The sequence below is a fragment of the Porphyrobacter sp. TH134 genome (assembly GCF_002855495.1).
Lineage (GTDB): Bacteria > Pseudomonadota > Alphaproteobacteria > Sphingomonadales > Sphingomonadaceae > Erythrobacter.
Map to the genome: position 1 here is coordinate 1 of NZ_PKRO01000006.1, position 14613 is coordinate 14613.

19 protein-coding genes are annotated in these 14613 nt (G+C 63.4%); 6 read left to right on the forward strand and 13 right to left on the reverse strand.

Features of this window, described 5'->3' with window-relative positions:
• Positions 1 to 181 precede the first annotated feature (181 nt).
• Positions 182 to 505, forward strand: a complete 324-nt coding sequence (locus C0V72_RS04230; RefSeq protein WP_101791984.1) for a BrnA antitoxin family protein — start codon at positions 182 to 184, stop codon at positions 503 to 505.
• 3 nt (positions 506 to 508) lie between these two features.
• Here the strand turns inward: C0V72_RS04230 and C0V72_RS04235 are convergent, their stop codons facing one another.
• The 5 genes from C0V72_RS04235 to rpmF all read right to left on the reverse strand — a co-directional run bounded on the left by C0V72_RS04235 (position 509) and on the right by rpmF (position 3675).
• Positions 509 to 940: a MerR family transcriptional regulator gene (locus C0V72_RS04235; RefSeq protein ID WP_101791985.1), complete on the reverse strand. Its 432-nt coding sequence runs from the start codon at positions 938 to 940 to the stop codon at positions 509 to 511.
• A 21-nt stretch (positions 941 to 961) separates the two neighbouring features.
• Positions 962 to 1261, reverse strand: coding sequence for an integration host factor subunit alpha (locus C0V72_RS04240; RefSeq protein WP_172438903.1), 300 nt, complete (start codon positions 1259 to 1261; stop codon positions 962 to 964).
• Positions 1262 to 1397: 136 nt separating this feature from the next.
• Positions 1398 to 2372 carry a beta-ketoacyl-ACP synthase III gene (locus tag C0V72_RS04245; protein WP_101791986.1) on the reverse strand — a complete coding sequence of 325 codons (975 nt, stop codon included), beginning with the start codon at positions 2370 to 2372 and terminating at the stop codon, positions 1398 to 1400.
• The gene (plsX, locus tag C0V72_RS04250) at positions 2369 to 3460 is read right to left on the reverse strand and encodes a phosphate acyltransferase PlsX (protein WP_101791987.1); all 1092 of its coding nucleotides are present in this window, start codon (positions 3458 to 3460) and stop codon (positions 2369 to 2371) included. Before plsX ends, C0V72_RS04245 begins: the two co-directional genes overlap by 4 nt.
• 38 nt (positions 3461 to 3498) lie before the next feature.
• Entirely contained in the window at positions 3499 to 3675 is a 177-nt protein-coding gene (gene rpmF / locus C0V72_RS04255; protein ID WP_101791988.1) for a 50S ribosomal protein L32, read from the reverse strand.
• Between the two features lie 239 nt (positions 3676 to 3914).
• On the opposite strand from rpmF, the gene C0V72_RS04260 reads away from it, so the two are divergent.
• Positions 3915 to 4310 carry an MAPEG family protein gene (locus C0V72_RS04260; RefSeq protein ID WP_101791989.1) on the forward strand — a complete coding sequence of 132 codons (396 nt, stop codon included), beginning with the start codon at positions 3915 to 3917 and terminating at the stop codon, positions 4308 to 4310.
• A 112-nt stretch (positions 4311 to 4422) separates the two neighbouring features.
• Here the strand turns inward: C0V72_RS04260 and C0V72_RS04265 are convergent, their stop codons facing one another.
• Positions 4423 to 5064 (reverse strand): MBL fold metallo-hydrolase, encoded by a 642-nt coding sequence (locus tag C0V72_RS04265; RefSeq protein ID WP_101792088.1) that lies wholly within the window; start codon positions 5062 to 5064, stop codon positions 4423 to 4425.
• Between the two features lie 124 nt (positions 5065 to 5188).
• On the opposite strand from C0V72_RS04265, the gene C0V72_RS04270 reads away from it, so the two are divergent.
• Positions 5189 to 5764 carry a hypothetical protein gene (locus tag C0V72_RS04270; RefSeq protein WP_101791990.1) on the forward strand — a complete coding sequence of 192 codons (576 nt, stop codon included), beginning with the start codon at positions 5189 to 5191 and terminating at the stop codon, positions 5762 to 5764.
• 12 nt (positions 5765 to 5776) lie between these two features.
• Here C0V72_RS04270 and C0V72_RS04275 read toward each other — a convergent pair whose 3' ends face one another.
• Positions 5777 to 6457: a LexA family transcriptional regulator gene (locus C0V72_RS04275; protein ID WP_101791991.1), complete on the reverse strand. Its 681-nt coding sequence runs from the start codon at positions 6455 to 6457 to the stop codon at positions 5777 to 5779.
• Between the two features lie 124 nt (positions 6458 to 6581).
• Here C0V72_RS04275 and C0V72_RS04280 point away from each other — a divergent pair, with 124 nt between their 5' ends.
• Both C0V72_RS04280 and C0V72_RS04285 read left to right on the forward strand, forming a co-directional pair.
• Positions 6582 to 6785, forward strand: a complete 204-nt coding sequence (locus C0V72_RS04280; RefSeq protein WP_101792089.1) for a hypothetical protein — start codon at positions 6582 to 6584, stop codon at positions 6783 to 6785.
• The gene (locus tag C0V72_RS04285; RefSeq protein WP_101791992.1) at positions 6782 to 7204 is read left to right on the forward strand and encodes a hypothetical protein; all 423 of its coding nucleotides are present in this window, start codon (positions 6782 to 6784) and stop codon (positions 7202 to 7204) included. Before C0V72_RS04280 ends, C0V72_RS04285 begins: the two co-directional genes overlap by 4 nt.
• 62 nt (positions 7205 to 7266) lie before the next feature.
• Here the strand turns inward: C0V72_RS04285 and C0V72_RS04290 are convergent, their stop codons facing one another.
• From C0V72_RS04290 to fsa, 5 genes are all read right to left on the reverse strand, one after another.
• Entirely contained in the window at positions 7267 to 8205 is a 939-nt protein-coding gene (locus C0V72_RS04290; protein ID WP_101791993.1) for a D-2-hydroxyacid dehydrogenase, read from the reverse strand.
• Between the two features lie 109 nt (positions 8206 to 8314).
• Positions 8315 to 9856, reverse strand: a complete 1542-nt coding sequence (cysS, locus tag C0V72_RS04295; protein ID WP_101791994.1) for a cysteine--tRNA ligase — start codon at positions 9854 to 9856, stop codon at positions 8315 to 8317.
• Between the two features lie 143 nt (positions 9857 to 9999).
• Positions 10000 to 10659 carry a nitroreductase gene (locus C0V72_RS04300; RefSeq protein WP_101791995.1) on the reverse strand — a complete coding sequence of 220 codons (660 nt, stop codon included), beginning with the start codon at positions 10657 to 10659 and terminating at the stop codon, positions 10000 to 10002.
• Positions 10656 to 12494 carry a cobaltochelatase subunit CobT gene (gene cobT / locus C0V72_RS04305; protein ID WP_101791996.1) on the reverse strand — a complete coding sequence of 613 codons (1839 nt, stop codon included), beginning with the start codon at positions 12492 to 12494 and terminating at the stop codon, positions 10656 to 10658. Before cobT ends, C0V72_RS04300 begins: the two co-directional genes overlap by 4 nt.
• 14 nt (positions 12495 to 12508) lie before the next feature.
• Positions 12509 to 13162 carry a fructose-6-phosphate aldolase gene (gene fsa, locus C0V72_RS04310; protein WP_101791997.1) on the reverse strand — a complete coding sequence of 218 codons (654 nt, stop codon included), beginning with the start codon at positions 13160 to 13162 and terminating at the stop codon, positions 12509 to 12511.
• A 58-nt stretch (positions 13163 to 13220) separates the two neighbouring features.
• On the opposite strand from fsa, the gene C0V72_RS04315 reads away from it, so the two are divergent.
• Positions 13221 to 13877: a DUF2490 domain-containing protein gene (locus tag C0V72_RS04315; protein ID WP_101791998.1), complete on the forward strand. Its 657-nt coding sequence runs from the start codon at positions 13221 to 13223 to the stop codon at positions 13875 to 13877.
• Here the strand turns inward: C0V72_RS04315 and C0V72_RS04320 are convergent.
• Positions 13874 to 14569 (reverse strand): DUF4197 domain-containing protein, encoded by a 696-nt coding sequence (locus C0V72_RS04320; protein ID WP_101791999.1) that lies wholly within the window; start codon positions 14567 to 14569, stop codon positions 13874 to 13876. The two genes, C0V72_RS04315 and C0V72_RS04320, sit on opposite strands and share 4 nt — an antisense overlap.
• Between the last annotated feature and the right edge of the window lie 44 nt (positions 14570 to 14613).

Below are 14613 nucleotides of genomic sequence, written 5' to 3' on the forward strand. Positions count from 1 at the left end.
ACTCGGTCGTTTCTGGCGAAACCCCGGAATCAGCGATCAGCAAGCGCGTCAAGCGCAACCGGCTGATATCTCCCAACTACTTTTGAGGACAGGCTCTTAGGATACCTACGTGGCCGAAGAGTCTGCCTAGTTTGGACACCTCGCGGGGTTGTTCGTCGCATCATCACAATGAGATATGCCCATGCAGAAGAACACGAGCATCACCTCGGGAGTATCGATCAATCTGGATGACGATGATGACGTCATCTGGACCGAAGAAATGTTCCGCGCTGCCGCCATCTATCGCGGCAATGTCCTTGTCCGCCCTGCCACCGGCAAACTCGGCCCCAACGGCATCGTCCCGCTCGAATCCGGCGACCGTGGCGCAGGTCGTCCGCCTTTGGCGAACCCCAAGCAACAGGTAACCCTGCGGCTCGATCCGGATGTGCTTGATGCCTTCCGCGCCACCGGCAAAGGCTGGCAATCGCGGATCAATGCCGAACTGCGCAAGGCGCTCGGGATTTAGCCCCTAGGCCCCCAACGCCGCCGCCAGCCTAGCGCGCACCGCCTTTAGCCCGGCGATGACTTCACCCATGTCAGGCTCGTCTGCGATCATCAGGCGCACACCCGGTTCGCCCTTTTCTTCCGCGTCTGCACGGCGGTCACCCCCGCGGCGATCATCCTTGCGGCGGTCAAGGTCGGATTTACCCGATGCGCGCAGCACCGCCTCGGCCCCTTTCAAGGTATAGCCTTCGCGATTGATCAGCTGATCGATCGTCTTGACCAACGCAACGTCGGTAGGGCGATAATATCGCCGCCCGCCGCTGCGCTTGAGCGGTTTCAGCAGCGGGAATTGCTGTTCCCAATACCGCAGAACGTGAGGCTTGATGCCGAGCGCCTCGCTGACTTCGCCGATGGTGCGCAGCGCGCCTTCGTCTTTGCCGTCATCGAAATCGGTCATCAAACCTCACCTCTTGGCGCCTTATCCTTTGGCGATTTGTTCCTTGAGCAACTGGCTTGCCCGAAAGGTCATGACCCGGCGCGGAGTGATCGGCACTTCGATCCCGGTCTTGGGATTGCGGCCGATCCGTTCATTCTTGTCACGCAGGACAAAGCTGCCGAAGCCGGAAATCTTGACGTTTTCACCCCTGGCCAGCGCATCGCTCATTTGGGCCAGGATCGCCTCGACCAGATCAAGCGACTCAGCACGGCTGAAACCCATCTTGCGATTGATGGTTTCTGCCAGATCCGCGCGGGTCAAAGTGCCAACCGAACGCATCATGGGAATTCTCCTCCGCGGCGCGACCCGAAAGATAACTGCGTAATACGATTTTTTCGCAGTATTGCAAAGCGATACCGCAGCTTTGTGCAAGTTTTCAGCAATTGTGTTAGGGAAAGGGACAGACAGGCCGCTGTCATTACATACGGATCAGGCTCGCACCCCACGTAAAGCCGCCGCCCATCGCTTCGAGCATGACCAGATCGCCGGACTTGATACGCCCGTCCTTGCGCGCCACATCCAGCGCAAGCGGCACTGATGCAGCCGAGGTGTTGGCGTGGCGATCCACGGTCAGGATCACCTTGTCCGGCGCGATGCCAAGCTTCTTGGCGGTGGCATCCAGGATCCGTGCATTGGCCTGATGCGGCACGACCCAATCGATTTCGTCAACCGAAACACCCGCCTCTTCAATCACTTCTCTCAAGACCGCAGAAAGATTGACGACTGCATGGCGAAAGACTTCGGGGCCTTTCATGCGGACATGGCCAACGGTCTGCGTCGTGGAGGGCCCACCATCGACATAGAGCAGATCGTGCTGCGCGCCGTCAGCATGCAGCCGCGAACCCAAGATACCGGGCGCATCCGAGCCTGTATGCTGCGCACTGGGCGCTTCAAGCACCACGGCGCCTGCCCCATCGCCAAACAGCACGCAGGTGGTGCGATCCTCCCAATCAAGGATGCGGCTGAACGTTTCTGCGCCGATCACCAGCGCGCGCTTTGCCGTGCCGGTTGTCAGCAGCGAATCGGCGACGGTCAGCGCGTAAAGAAAGCCCGAGCACACCGCCGCCACATCAAACGCCACCCCGCCATTGCAGCCCAGGGCCGCCTGAACTTTGGTGGCGGTTGCGGGGAATGTATTGTCAGGCGTTGCGGTTGCAAGCACGATCAAGCCAATGCTGGCGGCATCCACCCCCGCATCGGCCAATGCCGCACGCGCTGCTGCAATCGCCAGACTTGCCGTGGTTTCATCGCTTTGCGCGATATGGCGCTGGCGGATACCGGTGCGCGCCACAATCCATTCGTCCGAGGTATCGACCCGCTCAGCCAGATCGGCATTGGTCACGATCTGGCGCGGCAGCGCCGATCCTGTCCCCAGTATCCGCGAACCGCTCACGCTGCGGTCTCGCTGTCTTTGGGGGTCGCAGCGCGGCCATTCTGGCGCAGCGCCCCTTCGCCCAGCCGCGACAGATCCTGCGCGATCCGCTCGGTCAGCTTGTTTTCCAGCAGCCGCGCGCTGACCGCAACCGCTTGGGCGACGCCCTTGGCATTTGCACTGCCATGGCTTTTCACAACCACCCCGTTCAGCCCCAGAAAGACGGCGCCGTTGTGATTGTTCGGATCGAGATGGTGCTTGAGCAGTTCGGTCGCGGGGCGCGATACCAGAAAGCCGATCTTGGAGCGCAGCGACGAGGTGAAGGCCTGACGCAGCAGATCAGTGACAAACCGGGCTGAACCTTCAATCGCCTTCAAAGCGATATTGCCGGAAAAACCGTCGGTTACGACCACATGGGTTTCGCCCCGATTGATCTTGTCACTTTCAACAAAGCCATCAAACACCAGCGCGAGCCCGCCATCTTCGCGCGCCGACGCGGCGGTCAGCATGGCAGCGGCATCGCGCAGTTCTTCGGTGCCTTTGATTTCTTCGGTGCCGATGTTGAGAAGGCGCACAACCGGCTTGTCGAAGCCCGTCACGATGCGCGAATAGGCCGCGCCCATCACGGCATATTGCACCAGATTGCGGGCATCAGCCTCGGTATTGGCGCCCAGATCCAGCATCACCACATCATGCGCCTGCAAGGTCGGCATGATCGCGGCGAGCGCGGGGCGATCGATTCCCGGCATGGTGCGCAAGGCAAGCTTGCTCATCGCCATCAGCGCGCCGGTGTTGCCCGCGCTGACTGCGGCCCCGGCATCGCCTGTCTTCACCGCATTGACCGCAAGCCCCATCGAGGTGGTCTTGGCGCGGCGGATCGCGCGGCTGGGCAGCTCGTCGCCGCCCACCACATCATCGCAATGGAGGATTTCCGAAGCGGCGCGCAGGTTGGGATGATGTTCGAGCGCAGCTTCAATCCGCGCCCCATCGCCCACCAGCAGAAACTCAAAGTTGTCGTGATTCCGGCGCGCCAGCGCGGCGCCTTCGATCATCACGCGCACGCCTTCATCGCCCCCCATCGCATCGACGGCGATACGCGGGAGGTTCATGCGGCGGTACTCCGGTCTAGTGCACAAGCCACCGGCGATCAGCCGACGGCGACGACCTGACGCCCGTTGTAGTGGCCGCAATGGCCGCAAATGTTGTGCGGGCGCTTCAGCTCACCGCAGTTGGAGCATTCGTGGAACGCCTCAACCCGGAGCGCGTCATGCGAGCGACGCATGCCGCGACGCGAGGGGGATACTTTTCTCTTGGGGACAGCCATGGCGGCACCAATTCCTCAACTAAATGCGTTTGCCCGCGCCACCGGCACTGTAACGATCGACGGCGTGATTCTCGAAGGCCGCCCTTACGGCAAGGAAGCGCGACGCACAAGCACAGCAAGTGCGCGCTTTCCTTGGCCAGCAATGGCGGGAAGCCGCGCGCTATAACGCAAAATTCCTGCGTTGCAACCCGGCTGGCCGCAGCCTAGCACGGCGGCCGCATCTTAGAGGGGATTTCGCCGTGACCATACTTCCTGTGACGCTCGCCGTCGCGGCTGCGGCCGCCGTGCTCAATATCTGGCTGTCGATCCGGATCGGCGCGTTGCGTACAAGGCTTGGCATCAGCGTGGGCGACGGCGGGAGTGAGGCCTTGCAGCGCCGGATGCGGGCGCAGCTGAACTATGTCGAGAACACCGCCTTTGTGCTGGTGCTGATCGCGGCGATCGAACTTGCCGGCAAGGGCAGCTGGTGGCTGGCCTATGTGGGCGCGGCCTATTTCATTGGCCGGCTGGCGCATGGCTTCGGTATGGACGGCGGGCGCCTTCAGGCTGGCCGGTTGGTTGGCACGCTGACGACGATGCTGACGCAGCTGGGCCTCGCCGTGGTGGCGGTGCTGGTGGTGATGGGGGTGATGTAAGCCTCCGAGGGAGGCACCGGCCCGCCAGAGTGATTAGGCGCCCGCCCACAGGTGCCCGCAGCGAAGCCAAGGAACAGCTCCGAGGACGCCCCCGCGTAAGGCGGGGTCGCACTCAGGAAAGCGCGTAGTCGCTCACAAACGCATTGGTCTTGCGCTCGCGCCCGAAGGTGCTGGTCGGGCCGTGGCCGGGGATGAACATCACGTCCTCTCCTAAAGGCCACAAGCGCTGGGTGATCGAATCGATCAGGTCCTGATGATTGCCGCGCGGGAAATCGGTGCGGCCGATGCTGCCCTGGAACAGCACATCGCCGACAATGGCAAAGCGGCTGGGTTCGTGGAAGAACACCACATGGCCGGGGGTGTGTCCGGGGCAGTGGATCACATCCAATGTCAATTCGCCCACCGTCACCGTGTCGCTATGCTTGAGCCAGCGGGTCGGCGTGAAGCTTTTCGCCACCATCCCCCAGCGCGGGCCATCGTCGTCCAACTGGTCGATCCAGAAGCGATCATCCTCGTGCGGGCCTTCGATGTCGAGGCCGAGTTCCTCCGCCAGCATCCCCGCCTGCCCGCAATGGTCAAGATGCCCGTGGGTGACGAGGATCTTCTCCAGCGTGACACCCGCCTTGGCAACGCCCTCCTTGAGCTTATCGAGATCCCCACCCGGATCGACCAGCGCCCCGCGCATGGTGGCGGTGCACCAGATCAGTGAGCAGTTCTGCTGGAGCGGCGTCACGGGGATGATCGCGGCGCGCATAGGGGGGAGCGGTTTGGGGGTGTCGGTCATACGCTAAAAGATAAACGCCCGCGCAGGACGCGCAAGTGATGCAATTTTAACTTTGATACCTTTATTCTTTCTCGACTAAACAGGGGGATACGCAATGTTTTGGAAAAAGAAGCCCGCCGCGCCGTCAACTTCATCGCTGCCAGAGTCGCTCGATCCCGACAGCGCCGATGACATTGCCTGGATCAAGCAGAGCGGCGATCCGCTGATCTGGCATAGCGCCGCGCTCGGCATCCTGCTGTTCCGCGACGATAGCCAGAACTTCCTTGCATGGCTTGTCGAGCAGGAGCGCATGGACCGCACGACCGCCCTTGCCATCTTTCTCGCCCAGTCGAACGGCAAGAACCGCCTGACTGGAGGGGTGATCCCTCCAGAGCAGATGCCTGAACCCTACCGCTCAAAACAGGCTCGCATCAATCACGCCATCGACCGGTTGTGCGAGCTTGATACGGCGCGAACATGGCCCGAGCACGGTGTCGGGCTCGAAGCGGGTTGGGAAGATGAGCGCGCGAAGCTTTTGACCGAACTTGGCAGCGATCCCCGCTTCCCGCGCAATATGTTTGCCCGGCCCATACCCCGACAGACAGCGCGGATGCCCTATCTCGATCTCGGTGAGGCGGAGCTTTATTCCGAGGACTATATTCGGCAAACCATGCCGTACCTGCTCGATTGAGGGTGCCAGCGGCTAAACCCGCCCCCCCTTCCACACAACCCGCCCGATAATCGCGACCTCATCCGCCGCGACCTCGACCGGCGGATAGGCGAAGTTCTGCGAGAGCAGCGCCACCCGCCCCGGCCCGGCGCTGGCGACGCGCTTCACCATCAGCGTGTCGCCGAGGCGCACCACATGGATGCCGTCACGGAACGGGCGGGGTGAGCAATCGACGAGGATTTCGTCGCCGTCATTCAGCAGCGGCTCCATCGAATCCCCCTCGACCCGGATCGCGGAGAGCTGCGCGCGGGCGAGGCCCTGTTCTTCCAGCCAGCGGCGCGAAAAGCGGAAGGTGTCGAACGCCGCCTCCCCGCCCGCCACCCGCCCCGGCCCGGCCGATGCGCCGAGATCGAGCCGCGGAACCTCTACCCACTCGCCCACTGCGCGCGGCTTAGGGGCCTTTGCGTAGGAATTATCCTGCGCCTCGCGCAACTCCTCCTCCCCCACGCCAAGAAAGCGCGCCAGCGTCGCACGGTCCTGCTCCTCCAGCTTGCGGGGGCTTCCTTTGCGAATGAATTGCTGGAGATAGGACGGGTTGCGTCCCAACAATTCAGACAGGGCGGCAAGGCTTACCCCCCTCATCTGCGACAATTGCAGCAGCCGCTCACGCGGGCCTTGTAGGGGATCGGAGGGGATCTGTGGAGGTTGCGGCATGGATACATCCTACGCGAAGGATTTTTCCTAGACAAGTAGGAATTGTTTTGAAACAAATCAGGAACATCGAGCGAATCGCCCGATGATCGCCAACCCAATCAGCACTCAACAGGGACGCAAAACCATGCTGCTTCGGACCATCGAAACCTTCCTGCGGACACACGCCATGCCCGCGACCAAATTCGGGCGGCTTGCTGCCCATGACCCGCGCTTCGTGCTCGACCTGCGCATGGGGCGCATCCCCCGCCCCGATACCGAACTGCGCACCCGCGCGTGGATGCAGGGCTATGCCGATGGCACCGCCGAGATGGTGAAGGAGGCTGCATGATGCTGACCACCAGCCTGCGCGATCCCTTCGCGCATGTCTTTGCCGACCTTGGCGAGATCGAGGTCAAATCGGCGCCCCCTGTCCTTCGCGCACCCCTGCGCCCGCGCCGGACGCTGGCGGACCGCGTGCGCGCGGCGCTGTTGGGGCTGACCCATGGCGGCGGCACGGTGCTTGCCCATACCGAGACGGCCTGGGCCTCGATCACCTTTTCGGGCACGCGGCATGAAGTGGTGATGGAATTCTGCGGGCCAGACGCCGTTGCCTTGGGCGAGGATCTGATCGAGCGCCTGCCCGATCACGAATTCGCCTTGCCCGGCCAGCTGGTCGCCGATGCAACGATCAGCGCGGTCGATCATCGGTTCGGCGCGATGGAACGGCTGGAGGTGACCGCCGTGCTACTGCTGCTGGAGGAAGGGTAACCAACCGCGCCGGCCCCGCTTGTTTTCTGCCCCTTCGGGCGGCAGCGGGGCCAGCCCGCCGATCAATAACCGAGGCGCGGATCGAAGATCGGTGCAACCGGCTCGCCGCGCAGATACTTGCCCAGATTGTCGAGGAAACGCTCGCCTGAACGAATGAACATCTGGTTCTGCGCGCGGCCCGACAGGTGCATCGAGATATGCGCGTTATCAAGGCCCCATAGCGGGTGATCGGCGGGCAGCGGTTCAGGCGTGGTCACATCAAGAAACGCGCCCCCGATGGCCTTGCCTTCAAGCGCCGAGACCAGCGCGGGCTGATCGATCACACTGCCGCGCGCGATGTTAACGATGACGCAATCGGATTTCATCGCGGCAAGCTCGCCTGCGCCGATCATGCCTTCGGTCTCGGGCGTGGCAGGCACGGCGAGGATGATCCAGTCGAATTCGCCCAGCTTGGCGCGCCATTGGTCGGGACGCAAGGTGCCCTCCCCGCCCGAGCGGCGCACCACACAAACATCGACGTCTAACGCCTTCAAGCGGGGTTCGACCAGCCGCCCGATCGCGCCATAGCCCAGGAGCAGCGCCTTCGAGCCCGCGAGTTCGCGTTTGCCGGGCGAATCCAGCAGCCACTCGCGCCGTTCCTGCGCCCGCACAACATCGCGATACCCCTTGGCGATGGTGAGCATCCCCATCACCACATATTCGGCGATGGTAATGGCGTTGATCCCGGCCCCGTTGGTAACGGTGATCCCGCGGCTGGTCAGCACATCCATCGGCAGGAAATCGAGCCCGGCGTAGATCGAATTGAGCCATTTCAGTTTCTTGGCGGCGCGCAGGGTGTCGGCCATCGCCTGCTGGTCGTTCATATCGAACCAGCCGATTTCGGCATCGGCCACCGCGGTTTTTGCCTCGTCAGCCGACATGAACCAGCGCACATCGAGACCTTCGGGCAGGCGCGTTTCGAGCATCGGGCGGATCAGGCCGGAGATGGCTAGGATGGTCAAGAATCTCTCCCCATATCGTCTCCCCGGATGTGATCCGGGGTCCCGCTTCGTGTGGCCAAACGGTTGAAGGTAGCGGAACCCCGGGTCAAGCCCGGGAAGACGGAGAGGGTCAACCCAGCTTCCACTCCCAGCCCAGCGGATCGCCGTCCATCACCTCGACGCCTTGGGCTGCGAGTTCATCGCGCTGACGGTCAAGCGCCGGATAGTTCTGCTGCGCGCGCAGTTCCTTGCGGAACGTGATGGCGGCCTCAACTTGATCTTCTGCAATGGTCGCGGCCTTGGGCCGGATGCGCAGGTCGGCGCGGGTGAGGTTGAACAGTTGCAACCCCAGCACCGCATCCATCGCGGCTGCCAGCTCGGCCTTCTTGGCGGGATCGACCTTCTTGGCCGCCAGCACATCATCGAGCGCAGTGAGTGCGACCGCCGAATTGAGATCATCAGCTATCGCAGCATCGAACTTGTTGAGTGCCGGTTGCAACTTGCCCCAGTCGTCAGCCTGAACTTGTTTCAGGGTCCATCCTTCCTCCTGCTCCCACGGCGCGGATTGATCGATGGATGCTGAACCAAGTTCAGCATGACGGGCTTTGAGTTGCGCCACCGCCATCACCATCCGCTTCAACCGTGTCAGCGCAGCCCCCAGCCCTTCCCAGCTGAACTCCAGCTCGGACCGATAATGCGCAGCCAAGCACATCAGCCGATACGCCAGCGGGTGATACCCCCGGTCGATCAGCAATTGCAGCCGCAGGAATTCGCCGGAGGACTTCGACATCTTCCCCGATCGCTCGACGAGGAAGTTGTTGTGCATCCAGATCCGCGCGCCCGAATTGCGCGGATCGTCCAAGCCATTGGTGCAGCAATGCGCCTGGTTCTGCGCGATTTCGTTGGGGTGGTGAATCTCGCGGTGGTCGATCCCGCCGGTGTGGATGTCGAACGGGAAGCCCAGCACCTCGCCTGACATGACCGAGCACTCAAGATGCCACCCCGGCGCACCCCGGCCCCACGGCGAATCCCATTCCATCTGGCGCGTCTCGCCCGCCGGAGTCTTGCGCCAGATCGCGAAATCGGCGGCGTTACGCTTATCTTTGACGGGATCGATACGCATGTGCGCCTCGTCCGCCTCGGCCAATTGTTCTTGCGTGTGACGCCCAGCCAGCAGCGCATAGTCAGCCACGGTCGAAACATCGAAATAAAGCCCGCTCTCCAGCTCGTAGCAGTGCTTGTCAGCGATCCCCTTCGCAAATTCGATCATCTGGGGCACGTAATCGGTCGCGACCGTCCACTGCGCCGGCTGGCGGATATTGAGGCTGCGAATATCGGCCCAATAGGCCTGCTTGTAATGCTCGGCGATGTCCCAGATCGACTGCGCTTGGCTCGCAGCCATCTTCTCCATCTTGTCCTCGCCCGCGTCGGCATCGTCGGTCAGGTGGCCGACATCGGTAATGTTGATGACGTGGGTGAGCTTCAACCCCTTCCATGTCAGCGTGCGCCCCAGCACATCGGCGAACACATAGGCGCGCATATTGCCGATATGCGGGTAATTATAGACCGTCGGCCCGCAGGTATAGACGCGCGCCTCGCCCGGATGGACGGGCTCGAACACCTCGGCCTGCCGGGTGAGCGAGTTGAACAGCTTGAGGGGTGCGTCGGTCATGGGGCCGTGCTTTGGCCAGACGCAGTCATCACGTCAATTCCCTCGTCATTGCGAGGAGCGCAGCGACGCGGCAATCCATGACCCGCGCTTCGACTGCGAGCGGTCGGTCCATGGATTGCTTCGCTCCGCTCGCAATGACGAGACTAGAAACCGATAAACTTCACGTGTTCTTCCAAAGGCACGCGCTCGCGCTCGAAATTGTTCACTGGCGCGTCCGGATCGCGGTAGCCGATCGCCATGCCGCAGAAGAACATATAGCGTTCATGATCGAGGCCGAGGAAGTCGCGGATGGTATTGGCATAAAGCGCCATGAACTCCTGCCAGCAGGAATCCAGTCCCTCTTCGCGCAGCAGCAGCCCGACCGTGGCGAGCCACATGCCGACATCCGACCACTGCGGCTCCTTCATCAGGCGCGGGAAGTAGACGAACATGACTGCGGGCGCGCCGAAGCTGGTGGTGTTCTTGGCCATCGCCGCCATGCGCCCCGCGCCATCGTCGCGGGCAATGCCCATCGCGCCGAACATCCCCGCCGAAACCCCGTCGAGGCGCTTCTTGTAAGCCTCTTCCTGCCCCGGAGCGGCCCAATCATACTCCGCCGCACCCGGCCCATTGGCGATGATCTTCGCCTGAAGGTCTGTCAGCGCCTGACCGGTGACGATGCTCGCCTCCCACGGCTGGTAATTGCACCCCGAAGCCGCCCAGCGCGCCTTGTCCATCACGCGGGTGAGCGTGGCAAGATCGACGGGCTTGTCGAGAAACGCCCGGATCGAGCGGCGCGTAGTGACGGCTTCAGTAACGTTCATTTGCGTTTTGTGCCCTTCTCATCCTCGAACAGCTCCGCAAGCTGCTCCATGATCGTGCCGCCGAGTTGTTCGACGTCCATGATTGTCACCGCGCGGCGATAATAGCGGGTCACATCATGCCCGATGCCGATCGCCACCAGCTGCACGGGCGAGACCTTCTCGATCCATTCGATCACGCTGCGCAGGTGCGCTTCGAGATACCCGGCAGAGTTCACCGACAGGGTCGAATCGTCCACCGGCGCGCCGTCGGAAATCACCATCAGGATGCGGCGCTCTTCGGGGCGGTAAAGCAGGCGCGAGTGCGCCCAGATCAGCGCCTCGCCGTCGATGTTCTCTTTCAGCAGCCCCTCGCGCATCATCAGCCCGAGATTGCGGCGCGCGCGGCGCCAGGGCTCGTCGGCCTGCTTGTAGATGATGTGGCGCAAGTCATTGAGGCGGCCGGGGTTCTGCGGCTTGCCATCGGCGAGCCAGGCTTCGCGGCTCTGCCCGCCCTTCCACGCGCGGGTGGTGAAGCCGAGGATCTCGGTCTTCACCCCGCAGCGCTCCAGCGTGCGCGCCAGAATGTCGGCGCTGATCGCCGCGATGCTGATCGGCCGCCCACGCATCGAGCCCGAATTGTCGATCAGCAGGGTGACGATGGTGTCCTTGAACTCGACATCGCGTTCCATCTTGTAAGACAGCGCGGTGCCGGGCGAGATGATGACGCGGGCGAGGCGCGCGGCATCGAGCACGCCTTCCTCCATGTCGAAGTCCCAGCTGCGATTCTGCTGCGCCATCAGGCGGCGCTGCAAGCGGTTGGCGAGGCGCGTCACCACGCCCTGAAGGCCCGTCAGCTGGCTATCGAGATAGGCGCGCAGCCGGTCGAGTTCCTCCGCGTCGCACAGGTCGGGCGCGGCGATTTCCTCATCGAAGCGGGTGGTGAAGGCCTTGTAATCGACGCTCGCGGGGATTTCGGCCTGCGGGCGGTTGGGGCGCACGGGCGCGTTGGAGGCATCGCCTTCCTCGCCCGGTTCGCCTTCGGACAGATCGCCTTCGGTTTCGGCATCGGAGGATTGCTCCCCATCCCCCTCGCCTTCGGCCATGTCACCGGCCATTTCGGCGGCCTGCGGATCGCCCTCACTCTGGTTGTCGTCCTCCCCCTGATTATCGTCGCTGGGCGCGTCGTCATCATCGGCATCGTCGGTGTCGGACTGGTCGGGGTTTTCGGTGGGCCGGGTGAGATCGAGTTCGCGCAGCATGTCGAGCGCAAGCTTCTGGAACGCCTCCTGATCGCCGATGCTGTCAGCCAGCGCGGCAAAATCGCCGCCGACCTTTTCTTCGAGAAAATCACGGACCAGCTCGATCCCGCCCTGCGCCTTGGCCGGCACAGCCTCCCCCGTCAGCGCCTCGCGCACCAGCAGGGCGAGCGCGGTTTGCAGGGGAACCTCGGAGGAATTTTGCGCCCGCACGATCTTGTCGCTGGCCGTGCGCATTTCGGTTGCGGCATCAAGATTGGCGCGCATCCCGCCGAAACGGTTGGCGCCTAAAGCCTCATATCGCACCTGCTCGATCGCGTCATAGCAGGCGCGCGCAATTGGTTCAGGGGGCGCGGATTTGGCGTGGAGGCCCGCGTCGTGGTGGCGCAGCTTCAGCGCGAAGCTGTCGGCAAAGCCGCGCGCTTCGGTCACCTGATCGGCGGGCAGATCGCGCCCCGGCAAGGGCACGCGGAAGCGGTTGCCCGCTGCGCCCGGCACATCCGCGCTCCAGGCGACCTCCACCTCGGGATCGCGCGCAATCGCGCGGCTCGCGCCGGTGAGCGCCTGTTTGAACAGATCGAGCGGGGACGGGTCGGCCATTTAGAGGATCGAGGTCACAGGATGCTCTGGCCCGTCTTGGCCCAGTCGGCCATGAAGCCTTCGATGCCCTTGTCGGTCAGCACGTGCTTGAACAGGTCGTGGATCACCTTGGGCGGCGCGGTCATGACGTCGGCGCCGATCTTGGCGGCTTGCAGCACATGGGTGGTGTGGCGCACCGATGCGACGAGGATTTCGGTGGCGAAGTTGTAATTGTCATAGATCAGGCGGATGTCTTCGATCAGGTCCATCCCGTCAAAGCCGTTATCATCATGCCGCCCAACGAAGGGCGAAATGAAGCTCGCCCCGGCCTTCGCCGCCAGCAGCGCCTGATTGGCCGAAAAGCACAGCGTCACATTGACCATCGTGCCCTCGCCCGTCAGCGCCTTGCAGGTCTTGAGGCCATCCACCGTCAGCGGCACCTTGATGCAGACATTGTCGGCGATCTTGCGCAGCACTTCGGCTTCTTTCATCATCGTCGCGTGATCGAGCGCGACCACTTCGGCGCTGACCGGACCATCGACCAGCCCGCAAATCTCGCGCGTGACTTCCATGAAATCGCGGCCCGACTTGGCGATCAGCGAGGGGTTGGTCGTGACGCCATCCAGCAGGCCGGTGGCCGCCAGTTCGCGGATCGGTTCGATCTCGGCGGTGTCGACGAAGAACTTCATGGGGCAGCTCCGATAAATAGCGATAGGCGGCAGGCGCGCGCGCGACTAGGGGGCGGGCATGAGTCGAACGCCCTTACGAATTGCGACGCTGCTTGCCGCCATGCTTGCCGCTTGGCAACCATCGAGTGCGCTTGCCAACCCGGAAGATACGCAATTCTGGCTGGTCGGGTTTGTCCGCGGCGAAATCGCTGACGATGTGTTTCTAACGGTCGATAGTTCCTACCGCTGGCGCGATCCCGAATTCGGGGCCGATCAGCAGACCTTGCGGGTCAGCCTTGAAAAGGGGCTGGATGACGCGGTGCGAATCGGCGGGGGCATGTCGGTCTTTCAAACCGGCAGCGTCACCGAATATCGCCCGCACCAGCAGTTTCGCTACGCCGCTGGCGGGCTGGATCTGCGCACCCGGTTTGAACAGCGCTGGTTTGATGGTGCAGACCAGGTCGAACTGCGTATCCGGCAGCGGGTGCAGTATTCCCAGCCGGTGGCCCCGCGGGTAGAAATCGTGGGGTCGGCCGAATGGTTCGGGATCGTCCAGTCCCGCCGCGACACCGGCCAGCGCGGCACGGAGCAGATCCGCAGCATCATCGGGGTAAGCTACGAGGTGAACGACAGCCTCAGCATTGCGCCCAGCTACCTGTTCCAGATCACCCCGCGCACCGGCGCGCCTGATGCGATCAGCCACGTGCCGCAGCTGACCTTGAATTACAGCTTCTAGATTCGTCCCAGCCCGCCAAACACGCCGATCAGCAGCGGATCGCGGGTGCTTTGCGGATCGGCGCGGATCGCGGCTTCCTCGCGCGCAATTTCCCCCCACACGGCATCGTCCACGGCGCGCCCGAAGCGGCTCGCCACCCCGCTGACATCGACCCCGGTCAGCGCCGAGAGGGCTTGGCCGACAATCGGATCGCGGCTGAGGCGCAGCGCCTCGCCCAGTTCGGGCACCACCGCGTCGAGCAGCGCCGGGCCAACCTCACCGCGCAGAAAGGTGCTCGCCGCGGTCGGCCCGCCGCGCACCAGCGCGACGGCATTGTCGAACCCGATCATCTGGATCGCATCGGTCACCACCGGCGCGGCGCGGAAGCTGGCGTCGATCGCGTATTCGGCAAAGCGTTCCTCCAGCCGGTCCTTGACCAAGGCCGATGTCAGAATGCGCGAGAGCACGTCGCCGCGCGTCCCCATCAGATCGGCCAGCCCCAGCTGCGCCACCTGTTCATCCCAGAACCCGCCGGGCGCGGTCAGGCGCGCAAAGGCGTTTTCGCTGGCGAGCAGCAGCATCCGCCGCACCGCTTCCACCATGCTGAACCCGCCGGTGGTGGCGCAGGCGGGCAGCAGCAGCAATGCCCCGGCCCCGGCGACTCCGGTCAGCAGGGTGCGGCGGGTCGGGCGGGATGTGACGAGTGCGCTCATTTTTACCGGGTCTCCATGCTTGCCCTTGTCCTTTGCCAAGCCCC